This is a genomic window from Paraburkholderia sp. JPY465 (assembly GCF_050436725.1).
GTDB lineage: Bacteria > Pseudomonadota > Gammaproteobacteria > Burkholderiales > Burkholderiaceae > Paraburkholderia > Paraburkholderia youngii.
In genome coordinates this window covers 1,217,183-1,234,371 of the sequence record NZ_JBNDMT010000006.1, presented here as the reverse complement: position 1 = coordinate 1,234,371, position 17,189 = coordinate 1,217,183, and the positions used below count along the sequence as shown (strand labels likewise).

The following is a 17,189-nucleotide window of genomic DNA, read 5'->3' as shown; positions in this document are numbered from 1 at the left end:
GGGAATCCTTTTAAGCCTGCGTCGGCGTCCAGTTGTCCGGAATCACGGCGATCACGTCGATTTCCATCAGCCACTGCGGCTGGCCGAGCGCGCTGACGCAAAGCCCCGTCGAAATCGGATACACGCCCTTCAGCCACTTGCCGACTTCCTGATACACCGGCTCGCGATAACGAGGATCGGTGATGTAGGTCGTCGTCTTGACGATATGCGACAGGTCGCTGCCCGCTTCCTCCAGAAGCTGCTTGACGTTCTTCATCGCCTGCTCGGCCTGCGCGCGCGGATCGCCGAGACCGATCAGGTTGCCGTCGAAATCCGTACCGACCTGGCCGCGCACGTAGACCGTGTTGCCCGCGCGAACCGCCTGGCAAAGATCGTTATCGAGCGACTGGTTCGGGTACGTGTCCTTCGTATTGAACATACGGATGCGGGTATGGGTAGGCATCAGTTCACTCCCACTTCTTTGGTCTTCGGCTCGTGCGATGCGTCACACGCGGTATCGGGTGCATTCGCGGCATGCGCGCCGCGCGCGTCCTGCTGACGCTGCGACGCGTCGCGATAGGCGAGGTATTTGCGCTGCGTGACGATGTGATCGGCGATGTGCCTGGCGTCGTGCCAGACGCCCCAGATAAACGACGACGCGCGCCGCGACAACCACGGCAAGCCGAGGAAATACACGCCAGGCTCCTTCGATACGCCGCGTTGATGCTGCGGCTTGCCCTTATCGTCGAACGCGTTCACGTGCAGCCAGCTGAAATCGACCGCATAGCCGGTGGCCCAGATGATCGTGCTAACCCCCGCGTTCCTCAGATCCAGTTCCGGCAGCGGATGCGTCACGCACTCCGGGTCCGGTGGAATCAGCCGTGCGTCGGGGTCTTCCGGAAGGTCGACGCCGTTGCGCTCGATGTAGGCGTCGGCGGTGTCGAGCAGCGACATCAGGTATTCGTCGCCACGCTTCAGATTGACGGCGAGGTCGGGTTCGAAGGTCACAACGCGATTCGCGAACGATTTCGTGGTGCCGACGAGCGTCATGCCGCGCTGCGCGAGCCTGCGAAAATCGATGGTCTGGCCGCCGTATGCGCCGCTGACGGCGATCGTCACATGCTCGCGTCCCGGCACCGCAACTTCCTTGTCCCATTCGCCGAGCACACCCAGCCACCAGCAGAAATCGCGGCCGCGATAGGCGCGCGGCGGACGGTCATGCGCGCCGACGGACAGATAAACCTTGCGGCCCGCGCGTTGCAGTTCGTCGGCGATCTGCACGCCGGACGACCCCGCGCCCACCATGAGCACCGCGCCCTCGGGCAGTTGCTCAGGGTTCCGATAGTGGGCCGAATGAAGCTGCGTGAGTTCGAGGTCCTGCGGCGCGATGGGGGGAATGACGGGACGCTGGAACGGCCCGGTCGCAACGACGACGCGACGAGCTTCGATCGTGCCGTCGGACGTTGCGACCGCAAATCCTGCCCGGCCCTTCAGACGCTCGACGCTCGTGACTTCGACGCCGGTGCGGATCGGCGCATTGAACATGCGCGCATAGGCTTCGAAGTACTCGGCGACCTGATCCTTGCCGGCGAAGCCATCGGGATCGAGTCCTTCGAACTCCATATTAGGGAAGCGGTCGTGCCAGGCGGGACCATTCGCGACCAACGAGTCCCAGCGGCAGGTGCGCCAGCGTTCCGCGATGCGGTCGCGCTCCAGCACGAGATGGGGCACGCCGAGTTTGCTCAGATGTTCGCTCATCGCCACGCCAGCCTGACCCGCGCCTATGACCAGCGTGTCGATCGACAATTTTTCAGCCGCCATGGCCTTCTCCTTCTGAAATACGCTCTGGATTCGGGTCTCTCGGTCGGACAGAATGTACGCCGCGCGGCGGCCAACAAAAACTATATTTTAAAAATGCTCTGCATCGTTTTTCGCTATGCAATCGAAAATTGTCGAGCGACAATCGGTTCGACCGAACACGGAGCAATTGATGGACGGCACCTCGATCCGCTACTCGTTGCGTCAGCTCAGGTATTTTGTCGTCACGGCCGAAACGCTTTCGTTCACCGCCGCGGCAAAGCGGCTGCACATCTCGCAGCCGTCTATCTCGACGTCGCTCGCGGATCTGGAGGAATCGTTCGGCGTCCAGCTGTTCATCCGCCATCACGCGAGCGGGTTGTCGCTCACGCAACCGGGCCGCGATCTGCTCGGCCACGCTCGCAATCTGCTTCAGAACGCCGAAGAATTACAGCTGACCGCAACCGAAATCGACGGCGGCATGTCGGGCTCCATTTCGCTCGGCTGCATGGTGTCGCTGGCGCCGCCGCTGATGCCCGGCATCATCAGCCGCTTCGTGCAGGATTATTCGGCGATCACCTTCCGTACCACGGAAGCGCATCAGGACACGCTTTTGAGCGGCCTGCACGACGGCTCGCTCGATATCGCGCTGACCTACAGCCTCGATATCACCGATGGAATCGCGTTTACCCCGCTGCTTTCGCTGCCCCCGTATGTCATCCTGCCCAAAACACACAGGCTTGCACGGGCGCGCCAGGTGTCGCTGGCCGATCTGCTGCCCGAGCCCTATGTGATGCTGGATCTTCCGCATAGCCGCGAGTACTTCTCCGCGCTGTTCGACGCGGTCGGCAGCCGCCCTACCGCGGCGTTCCGCTCGTCACAGCCTGAAGTGGTGCGTGGCATGGTCGCCAACGGCTTGGGTTACAGCATACTCAACTTCCCGCTGAAGTCGACCCGGACTGTGGACGGCGAAGACTTCCTGATTAAACATTTCAGGGAGAGTGTCAATGCGACGACGCTTGGCATTGCGCTATCGGGCGCCGTCAAGCCGCGCGAGGTTGTGAAACGCTTTTCGGCATTCTGTGAAACGTATATCCGGCGACTGCGCATCAGCTAACAGGAGCCCGCAAGTGTCACTGCATAGCCATGTGCTATGCGCTGCATGCAAAAACAATATTTTACCTAGTAATTTGGATTGTTAGATTGGTGCTCATCGGATGCAAACACTGATGGGGGGCCCCTATGTCAGCCATTCTTCAGTCGACGGACACTGAGCTCGACATCGTTCACGCGCTGCGCGAGAACTGCGAGCGTCCGTTCGAGGATGCACACGCGATGCCGCCGGCCGTCTACACGTCGGAGGCGTTTCTCGCGCTCGAGCAGCGCGACGTGTTTCGCAACGAGTGGTTGTGCGTGGGCCGCGCGAGCGCGCTGGCAGAGACCGGCGACTATCTGACCGCGCAGATCGACGACCAGCCGCTGTTCGTGCTGCGCGATGCGAGCGGCGCGTTGCGCGCATTCTCTAATGTTTGCCTGCACCGGATGTCGGTCTTGCTCGAAGGGCGCGGCAACGTGCGCCGGATCGTCTGTCCGTATCACGCATGGAACTACACGCTCGATGGCTCGCTCGCGGGCGCGCCGTTGATGGATCAGCAACCGGGCTTCTGCAAAGACCAATACAGGCTGCCTGCCGTGCGCTGCGAGACGTGGCAAGGCTGGATTTACGTCACGCTCAACGCGCACGCGCCTTCGGTCGAATCGCATCTGTCCGAGCTGACGAAGCTGATCGCGCCGTACGGCATGGGCGACTACGTCGAGACCTTCCACGAGGAACACGTGTGGGACACCAACTGGAAGATCCTCGCGGAAAATTTCATGGAGAGCTACCACCTGCCGATGCTGCATCGCGCAACGGTCGGACCGCACTCGAAGCTCGAAGAAATGGAATGTCCGCCGGGTTTGCCTGCGTTCAACTATCACTGGATCACCAAGGAAGCATCGCTGCCGATCGGCAATGCGCATCCCGCCAACACGCGTTTGCAAGGGCACTGGCGCCGCACCACCGCGCTGCTGGCGATCTACCCGACCCACCTGATCACGCTGACGCCCGGCTACTTCTGGTATCTGATCCTGCAGCCGCGGGGCGTTGGCCGCGTGCATATCCGCTTCGGCGGCGGCCTCGCGCCGGAATTCGTCGACGATACGCGCGCCGCCGATTACATGTCTACGCTCAAGACCCTGCTCGACGAAGTCAATGCCGAGGACCGGCGCGGCGTCGAGGCGGTGTTTCGCGGCGTGCACGCGCCACTCGCGAAGCCCGGTCATCTGAGCCCACTCGAACGGCCGAATTACGACTTCGCCCGCTATCTGGCGGGACGCGTGGGCGCGACGTGATCCGCCGCCCCACGTAGACCGCCAACACTCTGCCGAGATGCCCATGTCAAGCCAACCATTTATCTCGTTCGACGGCGTCAGCAAGTCATACGACGGCGTGCATAGCGTCGTCGAGGGACTCGATCTCGACGTCGGGCACGGTGAATTCGTTTCGCTGCTCGGTCCGTCCGGTTCCGGCAAGACCACGACACTGATGATGCTGGCGGGATTCGAATCGCCGACCCGCGGCGAAATCCGCCTCGCCGGCAAGCGCCTGGACGACAAGCCGCCGCATCGGCGCGATATCGGCATGGTGTTTCAGAACTATGCGCTGTTCCCGCACATGACGATTGCCGAGAACGTCGCGTTTCCGCTGTCCGTGCGCAAGGTCAGCCGCAGCGAACAGAAAACGCGCGTGACGCGCGTGCTCGACATGGTGGAGTTGTCGCATCTGGCGGGGCGGCGTCCGTCGCAACTCTCGGGTGGCCAGCAGCAGCGTGTCGCGCTGGCCCGCGCGCTGGTTTTCGAGCCGAGCGTGGTGCTGATGGACGAGCCGCTCGGCGCGCTCGACAAGCGCCTGCGCGAAACCATGCAATACGAAATCATGCGGCTGCATCGCGAACTGTCGCTGACGATCGTCTACGTGACCCACGACCAGAACGAAGCGCTGACGATGTCGAACCGCGTCGCCGTGTTTTCCGATGGACGCATCCAGCAGGCCGCCACGCCGACCGAACTCTACGAAAACGCGGCGAATGCATTCGTTGCCAATTTCGTCGGCGAGAACAACGGACTCACTGGCCGCGTCAATTCCGACGGCGGCGAATGGGCCGCGATGCAACTGGCCGACGGCAGCACGGTGCGCGGACGCCCAGGCGCCGGGCTCGCGTCAGGCGACGCGGCGGTGCTGGCGCTGCGACCCGAGCGCGCGCACATCGCCGCAACGCCCGAAGCCGTGCAGGAAGCGACCCGGCAGAACATGAACGTGGTGCACGCGCTGGTCGAGGAGCTCGTCTACTGCGGCGATCATCATCGCGTGCATCTGAAGCTCGGCCATGGCGAAAGCATGGTCGTCAAGGTGCCGAATACACAGCATCATGATCTGCCCGCACTCGGCCGCCAGACCGCCGTGACCTGGCGACGCGACGACTGCAAGGTGCTGCCCGCGATGGCGGCCGCGCCGAAATCCTCCGCCGCGTCCGGCGGCGCCGACTATTCCACTGTTGCCGTTCCCTCGTCCGCCTCGCCACTTATCGCAGGAGCCAACTAGAAATGAAGACCACGTTCTCGTCATTCCGGACCACCCTCGGGGCATGCGCGCTCGGGATGTTTGCCACAGCCACGGTTCACGCGGCCGATACGATTTCCGTCGTCACCTTCGGCGGTGCGTATGAAGCGGCCGCGAAAAAAGCATGGTTCGAACCGTTCACCGCGAAAACCGGCAACCAGTTCTCCACCGAGTCCTACGATGGCGGCCTCGCCAAGCTGCAGGCAATGGAGCAGTCGAAGAACCCGACCTGGGATCTGATCGACCTCGAAACCAACGACGCGATCACCGCCTGCGACGAAGGCCTGATCGCCAAGTTCGACAGGAAGGCCCTCGGCAACACCAGCGACTTCCTGCCGGGCTCGATCAGTGATTGCGCCGTCAGCGCGATGGTGTGGTCCACCGTCTATGCGTACGACAGCAGCAAGCTGAAAACCGCGCCGACCACCATCAACGATTTCTTCGACCTGAACAAGTACCCCGGCAAGCGCGGCATGCGCAAGTCGCCGAAGGTCGCGATGGAATGGGCGCTGATCGCCGATGGCGTGGCGCCCAAGGACGTCTACAAGACGCTCTCCACGCCTGCCGGCGTCGACCGCGCGTTCAAGAAGCTCGACACGATCAAGCCGAGCATCGTCTGGTGGGAAGCGGGTGCGCAGGCGCCGCAGCTGCTCGCCGACGGCGCGGTCGTGATGACGCAGGCGTACAACGGCCGTATCGACGACGCCGTGCACAAGGACAAGAAGCCGTTCAAGATCGTCTGGGATGCGCAGGTGTACGACTACGAATGGTGGGCGGTGGTCAACGGTGCGAAGCATGCCGACGCGGCGCAGAAGTTCATCATCGCGTCCTCGACGCCGCAAGCCTATGCGGATCTGTCGAAGTACATCGCGTACGCGCCGCCGCGCAAGGACGCCATTCCGCTGATCGACAAGGCGCGTCTGAACGATCTGCCGACGGCACCGGACAACTTCAAGCGTCCGCTGCAGATTAACGCGACGTTCTGGGCCGACAACGCGGATGCGATCAACAAGCGGTTCCAGAACTGGCTGACGCAGTAACGCCGGATCGAACGAACGTCACCCGAGAGATCGAGCACGATGAATACGCCGCTGCCATCCACCGCCCCTTTCGGCCGCGGCCCGCAGGCCGCGAACCGCGAGTCGTTCCGGGCTGCGCGCCGCAAGGCCGCGATGCGCGCATTGCTGCTGGCTTTGCCGTTGCTGATCTTTCTGCTGGTGACGTTCGTCGCACCGATCGCCAGCCTGCTCGCGCGCAGCGTGCGAAATCCTGAAGTGCGCACCGGCATGCCGCAGTTGAGCGCCGCGCTGGCCGGATGGGACGGCGCGGGCGTGCCCGGCGAACCGGCGTTCGCCGCACTCGCGCACGACCTGAAGGGCGCCAGCGAATCCGGCCAGCTCGGCAATATCGCGCGGCGCATGAACTTCTATCAGCCGGAGTTCCGCAGCCTGCTGTTCAAGACGGCGCGTGCCACACGTTCGGAAACACCCGCGCAATGGAAACCCGTCCTGATCGATCTGGACGAACGCTGGAACACGCCGGAAACCTGGCGTCTGCTCAAGCGTGCGTCGATCTCGCCCACACCCGACTATTTGCTGAACGCCGTCGACGCGCAAGTCGCGCCTGACGGTTCGGTGACGTCCGTCGCGGCGGACAGCGCCATCTTCCGCGCGGCGTTCGGGCGCACGGTCACGATCAGTGCGACGGTCACGCTGCTGTGCCTGGTGCTGGGCTACCCGGTCGCGTATCTGCTCGCGACGCTGCCGGAGAACCAGAGCAACCGGCTGATTCTGTTCGTGATCGTGCCGTTCTGGACCTCGCTGCTGGTGCGCACCACCGCGTGGTATGTGCTGCTGCAACCCGGTGGCGTGATCAATAGCGCGTTGCTCCGCTTCGGCATCATCAACCATCCGCTGCCGCTGATTTTCAATCGCACGGGTGTGTTGATCGGCATGACGCATATCCTGCTGCCCTACATGATCCTCGCGATCTTCTCGGTCATGAAAGGCGTGCCGCCCGTGTACATGCGCGCGGCGAAATCGCTCGGCGCGCATCCGGCCGTGGCCTTCGCGCGTGTGTATATCCCGCAGACGCTGCCGGGTGTCGGCGCGGGATGTTTTCTCGTGTTCGTGCTCGCGCTCGGCTATTACATCACCCCCGCCCTGCTAGGCGGCGCCGGCGACGAAATGATCAGCCAGCTGATCGCGTCGCAGACCAACGATCAGCTCAACTGGGGACTCGCGGGTGCGCTGTCGTGCTATCTGATCGCATTTACAGCGGTGTTCTATTTCATCTTCAACCGGCTGGTCGGTATCGACCGCTTGCGCTTCGGCTGACGCGCCGCGCAAGCGCCGCCAAGTAGTTGTCGCTCATTCGGATAGTTGATCAACAGGCAGACTCAGATGAAAGACGGACGAACCCGGCTACTCTCGGAACGCATCGCTGGCGCCGGACTGCGCGTGCATTGCGCGCTGATTTTCTTTTTCCTCGTCGCGCCGATCCTCGCGATCGTGCCGCTGTCGTTCAACTCCGGCTCGTTCTTCTCGTACCCGATGCAGGGCTTCTCGCTGCGCTGGTACGCGCAGGCGCTGAGTTCGCCGGACTGGCAACGCGCGTTTGCCAACAGCATCGGCATTGGCGCGGCGTCGACGCTGATCGCGACGGTGCTCGGCACGCTGGCCGCGCTCGGCTTGAGCCGCGCGCAGTTTCCGTACCGTTCGATCATCATGCCGATCATCGTGTCGCCGATGATCGTGCCGATCGTCGTCGTCGCGGCGGGGTTTTATCTGGTCTTTTCGCCGCTCGGGCTGGTCAATTCGTACACTGGCGTCGTGCTTGCGCATGCGGCGCTCGGTACGCCCTTCGTGGTGATCACCGTGACGGCTTCGCTGCTGTCGTTCGATCAGAGCCTGCTTCGCGCCGCGTCGGGTTTGGGCGCGCAGCCGTGGGTCGCGTTTCGTCGCGTCACGCTGCCGCTGATCACGCCGGCCGTCGCGACGGGCAGCGTGTTCGCATTCGCGACGTCGTTCGACGAGGTGATCGTCATTCTGTTCATTGGCGGCCCCGAGCAGCGTACCGTGCCGCGGCAGATGTGGAGCGGCATCCGCGACCAGATCGACCCGTCGATCCTCGCCGTGGCCACACTGCTGATGGCATTCGCGATCGCCCTGTTCGCCTGCATGAACTGGCTGCGCAAGCGCGCGGCGGCAGCCAGCCGCTCATTTGCGTGAGCCGACTGTTGCGCCAGTATGATGACGTGAAGATGCGACTGGATGGCCTCGCTCTGACCGTGGAGCGTTGCTAACCGCTGTGCGGCGAAGCCGGAACTGCTGGCGCGGCGGTCCTTGACAGTTAGTTGCAGATTTATAAAGAAAAATATTGAGCGCGTGAGTGCGTGACGATATGCTTCGCATCGCCGCTAAACCACATGCAACGACCGAGGGTCGGGAAGGAAACGACAACATGCGATTGCGACGCATCACCGCACGACGCTCACCCGTGCATGGCATGGGACTGTTCGCGCTGCAGCCGATCGCCGCAGGCGAACGGGTCATCGAGTACAAGGGGGAAGTGACCAGCTGGCGGCGCGCCGCCGCCCGTCAGCGAGCCGATGCGGGCCACACGTTCGTGTTCGGTCTGTCCGATGGACGCGTGATCGACGGCAGCCGCGGCGGCAACAGCGCGCGCTTTCTGAACCATGCGTGCGCCCCCAACTGCGAGGCCATCGAAACGGGCGACCGGGTGTTCATTCATGCGCTCGCCACCATCGCACCCGGGGAAGAGCTTTTCATCAACTACGGTCTGTCGGTGGACGGTGCGGTCACCGACGACATTCGCGCCCAGTACGCGTGTCATTGCGGTGCACCTACATGTCGTCGAACCATGCTGGGAAATCACGGGTAGTCGCGTCTCGCCGTTGCCAACGCGAACTTGCGACGCAAAGCGGTAGTAACTATTAAGCCGGCGGTTAAAGCAACATGATTTACTGCCCCGGCGGCTCTTTTATCTGGCTCTCTGCCGGTAGGTTAGGCGTATGGCCAGACAGGTTACCGCGGTCGCTTGGCGCTCGAGAACGCATTCTTAACACCTGAAGTTCAAGCGCCGCATTAAATAACTCGTCATGCCGATCCTTCGTCATTTCGCCTGAACGAAGCTGACGTTCGAGAATGAGACAATCAGTTTCGGTTTCGAGCTCAATATCCAAAAGACGGAGCGTGCCGAGCTGCGTAATATCTGGTTGCGCGCGGCCGAGCCCATTCAGCAAAGCATTTCTTATTTGGATGAACTTCGGCAGTCTTTCGCGAAGAAGCGGTGACAGTCGTTGATAATAATCGCCGTCATCCATCAGTTGCTTCATTGCGGAGGACTCGACTATCACTGGCCCGTCTTTCGATGAAGGCACGGCAATATCGTTACCCTCCAACTTCAATTCCCCGATTTGTTTGAGTGACGAGAGCTGGTTCCTGATGGATTTGGCATCTTCGATTGCGGCAAGCAACGCACCGTCCAATCGTTTTTCTGTCGGATCGGACGTAAAGATCAGCGGCCAAAGAAAGAACAGAACTGCCAAAAGAAGACTCAGAACTCCGACGAAAGTCCCAACAAAAGTGAGCTTGCTGGGTAAAGACCATTTATCCCATTGTTCTTTCGTCGGAATCAGGAGCCAGTTTCGCATTTAAGTGCCCCTATCAGCAACTTCGTTATCCGGAGACCGCTATCCGCCCCAGCTTCGACGGTGATTCCCCTGGCAATACAGAAGTATATTGCACGGAAGATAGCTCGTTGACCCGGTTCCAGACACGTGGCTCGACGACGTGACACAGATCGCCGACAATGCGCACTGCAAAGCCATCAATAGCAAATGACCAAAGGAAGGTAACAATGTCTATAGCGAAGACCAGAGCCACTCCCTATTACGCGGTGATCTTCACGTCCATCCGAACCCCCGGGGACAACGGGTATGGAGACATGGCCGATGCAATGGCCGAAGCGGCCGCTAAACAGCCCGGATTCCTGGGTGTCGAGTCTGCGCGGGAGGAACTCGGAATTACGGTTTCCTATTGGGATAGCCTCGAATCCATCGCCGCCTGGAAACGGGATTCAATGCATCTGGTAGCACAACAGGCCGGGCGGGAAAAATGGTACGAATCCTACAAAACCCGCATTTGCCTTGTTGAGCGAGACTACGACTTCTCGAAAATCTAGTTTCCCGCGCCTTGTCTGTTGACTGCGCGGCCCTGCCGGCCGTTCGCGCGACCTGGCTGCCGATGAAAGCCGTGGTCGCGGGTTGACCGGTGCAAGTGCCGAAGATCGAAGAGGATCGCCCGCGTTGTGACACGGCTCGGCCGCTACCCGCCTCCCCTCATCTCACCGTCATGAGCGCTTCCTGCCAGCCCCTGGTGGCGGCGCTCCACCCTTCAGGCTTTTCAAGCCACCCTACGCGCCTGCCGCGCCGCGGCCAGCGTGCCACGCAACCCTTCGAACGAGTAGAGCGCGAGTGCTGCCCAGATTGCGCCGTAGCCGATCGCTCGCACGGACCCGAACGGCTCGCCGTAGATCAGCACGCCAGTGAGGAGCTGAAGCGTGGGGGTCACGTACTGGATCAAGCCGAGCATCGAGAGCGGGATGCGTCGCGCCGCAGCCGCGAAGAGCAGCAGCGGCACGGCCGTGATAGGCCCGGCGGCGGCCAGCAGCAGTTGCAATCCGAGCGACGCATGCGTGAAATGGCTCGCGCCGGCCATGCCGATCATCATCAGATAGACGATCGCCACGGGAAAGAGCAGCACCGTTTCGAGCGCGAGGCCTTCGAGCGCGCCGAGCTTTGCAGTCTTGCGCAACAGGCCATAGCCGCCGAACGTCAGCGCGAGCGCGAGGCTGATCCACGGCGGCGCGCCGTTTTGCCAGGTGAGCCAGGCCACGCCGAGCGACGCAAGCGCCACCGCGCACCATTGCAGCGAGCGCATCCGCTCATGCAGGAAAACGAAGCCGAACAACACGTTGATCAGTGGATTGATGAAGTAGCCGAGGCTCGCCTCGACGATATGGCCTGCGTTCACGGCCCAGATGTAGATGCCCCAGTTGGCCGAAAGTAGCGCGGCGCTCGCGGAGAAGCGGCCGACCAGGCGCCTGTCGCGCAGCGCGGGCCGCAGCCACGCCCAGTGGTGTCGCGCGACGAGCACGGCGAGGATGAACACGAGCGACCACGCCATCCGGTGGGCGAGCATCTCGAGCGCGGGAATCTGGTGGAGCGTCTTGAAGTAGACGGGAAAGAGCCCCCAGATGACGAAGGCGGAAAAGGCGTAGACGATGCCGGGGTTCATGGTTGGTTGTAGTTGGCCGGTGCGCGTGGTCGGTGCTAGGGCGCGCCGGTCGCAAAGATTTTCGCCCTGATTTTACCCGCGCAGTGCAGGCTCCGCTCAGCGCATCGTCGTCAAAAAGGGCCTGCTCTCGCCGTTCAGCGAGCTTTGCTTTTGCTGCCTACGATGTACATGTCGTCTTCGCAGAATGACAGAGCGACCTTGGCGGCGATAACGAGGTCGGGCTCGTCCTACGCGACGACGATCAAGGCAATCGTTTGGAGACGGCCATGCATTTCGACTACCAACAGTTCCACATCGACGCGTCACCTCTGGATGAAGGCGGCCGCTATTACGCTCGCGCAAAGATCTACCGGCGCGCGTCGGCGAGCGGCGATGCCGTCGAGGTAAAGTATTCGGGCGACCTCGGCGATTACCCGTCCGACGTGGATGCGATGGAGGCGGCGCAGCGTTGGGCGATTCAGTGGTGCAACGAGCACTCCGCCTAGGCTTCATTCGCCATCAAGCTCTACGCTGTTCCTGGGTTCCGCTCATCCCCGGCAAAATAAGCGGCGCATAATGCAAACATCCCTTTGTCAGGACGATGGAGGTGAATGTGACAACCTTTGCTATCGACGCCGTTCGCATCAACCCTGCGAACGACAGGTTCACCCACGTACGTTGGGCTCCCGTCGATCCGTCGACGCGGGAATGGCTGTCCCCCCCTGCGGTTGTGGAGGTGGTCGAAGTCGTCGCCGCGATCCGCCGGGGAGATGTCGTTTGGTCCCTTTTTACACTCGGCGGCACACGGTATCTCGGGCCAAAAATCGTATCTGTCTCTCACACCGACGGACCCGCCGGGATCGACACGGATGTCCCCGGCGATCATGTCGAAAAATGCATCGACGATTTGCCGCACCTTTGACGGCATACCTTTGACGCCGTCGGGCAGCCGCTAGAATTGCGGTTTTAGCCCGGAATACGTCAATGTCTTTTGCCTCGCTTGGCCTGATCGATCCCCTGCTGCGTAACGTGCAGGGCCTCAATTACCAGACTCCTACGCCGGTGCAGGCCAAGGCGATTCCCGCTGTGCTCGGTGGCAAGGACGTGATGGCTGCGGCCCAGACCGGCACTGGCAAAACCGCGGGCTTTGCGTTGCCGCTGTTGCAACGGCTGGTGCAGCACGGCCCGGCGGTGTCCAGCAATCGCGCGCGTGTGCTGGTGCTGGTGCCCACGCGTGAACTGGCCGAACAGCTGCTGCAAAGCTTTATCGCTTACGGCAAAGGCCTCGACCTGCGATTTCTGGCCGCCTACGGCGGTGTGAGTATCAATCCGCAGATGATGAAATTGCGCAAAGGCGTGGATGTGCTCGTCGCCACGCCGGGCCGTCTGCTGGATCTCAATCGCCAGAACGCAGTGCAGTTCGATCAGGTACAAACGCTGGTGCTGGATGAAGCCGATCGCATGCTGGATCTGGGCTTTGCGCGCGAACTCAACGCCGTGTTTGCCGCCTTGCCCGCTCAGCGCCAGACTCTGCTGTTCTCCGCCACGTTTACCGACGATATCCGCGCGATGGCGGCGAAGATTCTGCACGGCCCGGTCAATATCAGCGTCAGCCCGCCCAATGCCACCGCCAGCAGGATCAAGCAGTGGGTGGTGCCGGTGGATAAAAAGAACAAGCCCGACCTCTTCATGCACCTCGTGGCTGAGAACCGTTGGCAGCACGCGCTGGTGTTCGTCAAAACCCGCAATGGCGTCGATTACCTGGCGGCCGTACTGGATGAAGCCGGCTATGCGGTCGACACCATCCACGGCGACAAACCCCAACCCGCGCGCCTGCGTGCGCTGGAGCGCTTCAAGGCAGGCGAAGTACAAATGCTGGTAGCCACCGACGTGGCCGCTCGCGGGCTGGATATCGACGACCTGCCGCTGGTGATCAACGTTGATCTGCCGATCGTGGCGCAAGACTACGTGCACCGTATTGGCCGGACTGGCCGCGCGGGCGCGAGCGGTGTGGCGGTGTCTCTCGTGTGTGCCGATGAAGCGCCGCAACTGGCAGCGATTGAAGCGCTGATCCGGCAAACGCTGCCCCGGAAAGAAGAGCCGGGTTTTGAAGCCGAACACCGCGTGCCGCAAACCAGCGCGACGGGCCAGATCATCAAGAAGCCCAAAAAGCCCAAGGCACCGAAGGTGCCGCAAGCCGCACCGGGCGCGATTCAGCCGCTCGGCAAAAAACCGCGCCCGCAAAATGGCGAAAACAAACGCAAGCCTGCGGCGCAGCGCGCCGCGGCCGTTGGCAAAGGCGCACGCTCGTCCAGCGGTAGCTCCTTGAGCGCGCCAAAGCCACGCAGCAAACCCTTCGGCAAGCCCGCTGCGGGTTCACGTAAGCCGGCTGGCAAGCCCGCTGGTGGCCGAGGCAAACGCCAACCCTGATCCGTTGCCGGGGCGACTGCGCGCTAAACTGGGTGCGTGCTATCGAAAAGTTCGGTGAGTCGAGCGCAAGACGATGAAATTCACCCGAATGATGGTCGGCCTCGCCGTCACGTACCTGATCGTGTTAGCCGGAGTCGCCATCTTGCAGGATCGTTTTCTCTACTTCCCTCAGAAGGCCACGATCGAGGAGGTCACCTCCGGCGGACTGCGCGCCTGGCCGACACCTGAGGCGTACCGGGGCCTCGTCGCGGAGCCGGACGGTTCCGCGCGCGCCACGGTCATCGTCTTTCATGGCAATGCCGGGCATGCCGGCCACCGCTCGTTCTATGCCGCAGCGCTCACCCGGCTCGGGATTCGCGTGATTCTCGCCGAATATCCAGGCTACGGACCGCGCACCGGTGCGTTAGGCGAAGCCAGTCTGGTCGACGATGCGCAACAAACCATCGCGCTCGCATATCGCCTCTATGGAGCGCCGCTGCTGCTCATCGGCGAATCGCTCGGGGCCGGCGTGGCGGCTGCGGCCGGCTCGCGTGAACGCGACAGGATCGCAGGCATGATGCTGATCACGCCATGGGATCGGCTCGAGCACGTCGCCGCTCATCACTTTCCGTGGCTGCCCGTGAGGTGGCTGCTGCGCGACCGATACGACAGCGTGACCCACCTGGCGTCGTTCGACCGCCCGATTCTCGTCATGGTTGCCGAACGCGACAGCATCGTCCCTGCGCGCTTCGGCGAGGCGCTTTACAACTCGCTGTCCGCACCGAGAAAGCTCACGGTGGTGAAGGCGGCTGACCATAACGACTGGATTGGCCACGTCAACCAAACCTGGTGGCGGGAGGCGATGGACTTCCTGCTCACGCCTTCGCATTGAGATATGAAGACGCCACCGGTCCCGTCCAGCTCGGCACGCATCTATGTTCTCGATGCGAAGAACCGGCCCGTCGAGGTGTTCGACCACGACGCGTGGTCGCGCTGGATGACGGAAAACGAACTGATCTTCCGCCGCACACTGCTGGACGACTACGGTGTGACGGTCACGACCCGCTTCCGTGGTGTGTCCAATCCGAAAACCGCGGAGGTTCTGCTGTTCGTAACTCGCGTCGCCGGAATGCAGACGCAAGACAACAAGAGCTACGGAGCACGTACGCTCGCTGAGGCGCTGGAGCAGCATGAGCGCATCGTGCAGAAAATCCTCCGGATGATGACGGGGCGGTGAACATCACTGCACGCGACGGTTCCGCGAAGTGGTGAGCCGAGGAGCTCGGGCGTAAATAGCGCGAGCGAACCGCGTGGAGTGTCGTGAGGCTCAGATGAAGCTCACGCCGCCATTGACGGGAATCGTCTGGCCGGTAACAAAGCCGTTGCCGACCACCATCAGCACGACCTGGGCGACCTCGTCGACTTCACCGAGGCGTCCAACGGGAAGCCGTTCCGCGACGTTCGCGGCCTTCAGCGGCGCGGCCATTTCTGTGTCGATCGGTCCCGGGGCCACGGCGTTCACGGTGATGCCTTCGCGGGCCAGCCGCGCCGCATAACCGCGTGTCAACCCTTCGAGGCCGGCTTTCGAGGCGTTGTAGTGCACCCCAACCAACCCAGCGCCACGGGCAGCGGCCGACGACAGGTTGACGATGCGGCCCCAGCGCTGTGCGCGCATTCCGGGCAGCACCGCCTGCGTGCACAGAAACGCCGATTTCAGATTGACCGCAAGCGTTCGATCGAATTCGGCTTCCGTGAGCCTATCGATATCGACAATCGTCCCGGTGCCCGCGTTGTTGACGAGAATACCGACGACGCCAAGGCGGTTTCCCACCTCATCGATCATTGCCTTGACGTCGGACGCAACCGATACGTCGGCTTGCACCGCAATCGCACGGCCTCCCGCACTTTCGATCTGCTCGACGATCCGAGCGGCCTCATTCCCGCGTTGCCGATAGTTGACCGCCACCGCTGCGCCAGCCGATGCAAGCGAGAGGGAAACGGCGCGGCCGATTCCTCGTGATCCGCCGGTCACAAGGGCGACACGATCGTTCAAAGCGGGCAAATGAGCGGGCATGGAAATCCTCCTGTCCTGTGGAACGCGCCCGCCGGGTGCCGCTGCGTCGCGTTTCAAGGTGCAACGTCACAGCGCGAACAGCCGCCCAAGATGAGGCTCGCTATCCCCCACGCCGGCGAGCCGCAACGCGTGCCACGCCATCGCGTAGTTGCTCGAGATCACCGGCTTGCCGATCGCCGCTTCCAGCTCCGGAATCAACGCAGCGATGCGCAAGCTCGTGCACGACACGAAAATCGCGTCCACGTCGCGATTGCGCGCAAGTCGCTCGACGCCAGTTCGCAACGACAGCGCATCGATCCGCGCCACTTCGTTATCGTTCGCATGCTCGAACGACGCCATGCGCGTAATCCGGTGACCACGCGACTCGATATAGTCGCGCATGTATTCGTTGATCGAACGCACATAGGGTGTGAGCAAGGCCGTACGTTGGACGCCTAGCGCACGAAGCGCCGCCAGCGCCGCGGTGATCGGCGTTGTGCACGCGGCGTCCGCGCGCGCTTCGCGAATCCGCGCGAACACCTTGTCTTCCCCGATCACCATCGACGCGGACGTGCAGCCAAACGCCACCACGTCGATACGCTCGGCCGGACGGATCAACGCGACCGCCGGTGCGATACGGTCCTCCATTTCCGCTAGCCGTTCAGGCGTGATGTCCGCCGAGTTATATACACGGCTTTCGTAGAACGCCACGCCCTCCTGCGTCATCAAGCCCCGCCACTCATGCTCAATCGTATGATCGGTGGCGAGCACCACGAGCCCAATCGCGGCGCGGCGGCAGATGCCGTCGTCCAGCGTGAAATCGAGCTTCGTGTACACATCGTCATGCTGTGCGATCGCACTCATTTCGGAGTCTTCCTGTCTTGTCGCGTTCGGCTTCGCGAGTCGCTGCCATCACTGCCTCTTAAAGGTAGAGGATCGAAGGCGCCTTTGTGTAACGGTTTATACGCAAATACCCTATACCGTCCCTTCG

The 17,189-nt window shown here is 62.3% G+C and carries 19 protein-coding genes; 13 read left to right on the top strand and 6 right to left on the bottom strand.

What is annotated here, in order from left to right:
- Positions 1-10 precede the first annotated feature (10 nt).
- Together QFZ94_RS39040 and QFZ94_RS39035 are read right to left on the bottom strand one after the other, a co-directional pair.
- A complete protein-coding gene (locus QFZ94_RS39040; RefSeq protein WP_410850894.1) occupies positions 11-442 on the bottom strand; it encodes a RidA family protein in 432 nt (143 codons plus the stop codon).
- Entirely contained in the window at positions 442-1,800 is a 1,359-nt protein-coding gene (locus QFZ94_RS39035) for a flavin-containing monooxygenase (protein WP_429463250.1), read from the bottom strand. The genes QFZ94_RS39040 and QFZ94_RS39035 overlap by 1 nt, the downstream gene beginning before the upstream one ends.
- Before the next feature lie 169 nt (positions 1,801-1,969).
- Here QFZ94_RS39035 and QFZ94_RS39030 point away from each other — a divergent pair, with 169 nt between their 5' ends.
- The 7 genes from QFZ94_RS39030 to QFZ94_RS39000 all read left to right on the top strand — a co-directional run bounded on the left by QFZ94_RS39030 (position 1,970) and on the right by QFZ94_RS39000 (position 9,340).
- A complete protein-coding gene (locus QFZ94_RS39030) occupies positions 1,970-2,893 on the top strand; it encodes a LysR substrate-binding domain-containing protein (protein ID WP_429463248.1) in 924 nt (307 codons plus the stop codon).
- A gap of 125 nt (positions 2,894-3,018) precedes the next feature.
- Complete coding sequence (locus QFZ94_RS39025) at positions 3,019-4,170, top strand: SRPBCC family protein (protein ID WP_429463246.1); 1,152 nt, start codon at positions 3,019-3,021, stop codon at positions 4,168-4,170.
- A gap of 43 nt (positions 4,171-4,213) precedes the next feature.
- Positions 4,214-5,419 (top strand): ABC transporter ATP-binding protein, encoded by a 1,206-nt coding sequence (locus QFZ94_RS39020; protein WP_410850897.1) that lies wholly within the window; start codon positions 4,214-4,216, stop codon positions 5,417-5,419.
- A 2-nt stretch (positions 5,420-5,421) separates the two neighbouring features.
- Complete coding sequence (locus tag QFZ94_RS39015) at positions 5,422-6,477, top strand: ABC transporter substrate-binding protein (protein WP_368581357.1); 1,056 nt, start codon at positions 5,422-5,424, stop codon at positions 6,475-6,477.
- Between the two features lie 39 nt (positions 6,478-6,516).
- The gene (locus tag QFZ94_RS39010; RefSeq protein ID WP_429463244.1) at positions 6,517-7,773 is read left to right on the top strand and encodes an ABC transporter permease; all 1,257 of its coding nucleotides are present in this window, start codon (positions 6,517-6,519) and stop codon (positions 7,771-7,773) included.
- 66 nt (positions 7,774-7,839) lie between these two features.
- Positions 7,840-8,667, top strand: a complete 828-nt coding sequence (locus QFZ94_RS39005; RefSeq protein ID WP_368581355.1) for an ABC transporter permease — start codon at positions 7,840-7,842, stop codon at positions 8,665-8,667.
- Between the two features lie 232 nt (positions 8,668-8,899).
- Entirely contained in the window at positions 8,900-9,340 is a 441-nt protein-coding gene (locus QFZ94_RS39000) for an SET domain-containing protein (protein WP_410850899.1), read from the top strand.
- Positions 9,341-9,419: 79 nt separating this feature from the next.
- On the opposite strand, the gene QFZ94_RS38995 is transcribed toward QFZ94_RS39000, so the two are convergent.
- Complete coding sequence (locus QFZ94_RS38995; protein ID WP_429463241.1) at positions 9,420-10,112, bottom strand: hypothetical protein; 693 nt, start codon at positions 10,110-10,112, stop codon at positions 9,420-9,422.
- A gap of 206 nt (positions 10,113-10,318) precedes the next feature.
- On the opposite strand from QFZ94_RS38995, the gene QFZ94_RS38990 reads away from it, so the two are divergent.
- Positions 10,319-10,642 (top strand): antibiotic biosynthesis monooxygenase family protein, encoded by a 324-nt coding sequence (locus QFZ94_RS38990; RefSeq protein WP_429463239.1) that lies wholly within the window; start codon positions 10,319-10,321, stop codon positions 10,640-10,642.
- A 221-nt stretch (positions 10,643-10,863) separates the two neighbouring features.
- Here the strand turns inward: QFZ94_RS38990 and rarD are convergent, their stop codons facing one another.
- On the bottom strand, positions 10,864-11,757 hold the full coding sequence (gene rarD / locus QFZ94_RS38985; protein WP_429463237.1) for an EamA family transporter RarD: 894 nt from the start codon (positions 11,755-11,757) through the stop codon (positions 10,864-10,866).
- Positions 11,758-12,023: 266 nt separating this feature from the next.
- Between rarD and QFZ94_RS38980 the strand changes: the two genes are divergently transcribed.
- From QFZ94_RS38980 to QFZ94_RS38960, 5 genes are all read left to right on the top strand, one after another.
- A complete protein-coding gene (locus tag QFZ94_RS38980; protein WP_368581350.1) occupies positions 12,024-12,242 on the top strand; it encodes a hypothetical protein in 219 nt (72 codons plus the stop codon).
- Positions 12,243-12,349: 107 nt separating this feature from the next.
- Positions 12,350-12,658, top strand: coding sequence for a hypothetical protein (locus tag QFZ94_RS38975; protein ID WP_368581349.1), 309 nt, complete (start codon positions 12,350-12,352; stop codon positions 12,656-12,658).
- 62 nt (positions 12,659-12,720) lie between these two features.
- Entirely contained in the window at positions 12,721-14,166 is a 1,446-nt protein-coding gene (locus QFZ94_RS38970) for a DEAD/DEAH box helicase (RefSeq protein WP_429463234.1), read from the top strand.
- A gap of 73 nt (positions 14,167-14,239) precedes the next feature.
- Positions 14,240-15,037 (top strand): alpha/beta hydrolase, encoded by a 798-nt coding sequence (locus tag QFZ94_RS38965; RefSeq protein WP_429463232.1) that lies wholly within the window; start codon positions 14,240-14,242, stop codon positions 15,035-15,037.
- A 3-nt stretch (positions 15,038-15,040) separates the two neighbouring features.
- Positions 15,041-15,382: a hypothetical protein gene (locus QFZ94_RS38960; RefSeq protein ID WP_368581346.1), complete on the top strand. Its 342-nt coding sequence runs from the start codon at positions 15,041-15,043 to the stop codon at positions 15,380-15,382.
- A 90-nt stretch (positions 15,383-15,472) separates the two neighbouring features.
- Here the strand turns inward: QFZ94_RS38960 and QFZ94_RS38955 are convergent, their stop codons facing one another.
- Both QFZ94_RS38955 and QFZ94_RS38950 read right to left on the bottom strand, forming a co-directional pair.
- Entirely contained in the window at positions 15,473-16,219 is a 747-nt protein-coding gene (locus QFZ94_RS38955) for an SDR family NAD(P)-dependent oxidoreductase (protein ID WP_368581345.1), read from the bottom strand.
- Between the two features lie 66 nt (positions 16,220-16,285).
- Positions 16,286-17,062 (bottom strand): maleate cis-trans isomerase family protein, encoded by a 777-nt coding sequence (locus tag QFZ94_RS38950; RefSeq protein WP_368581344.1) that lies wholly within the window; start codon positions 17,060-17,062, stop codon positions 16,286-16,288.
- Positions 17,063-17,189 lie beyond the last annotated feature (127 nt).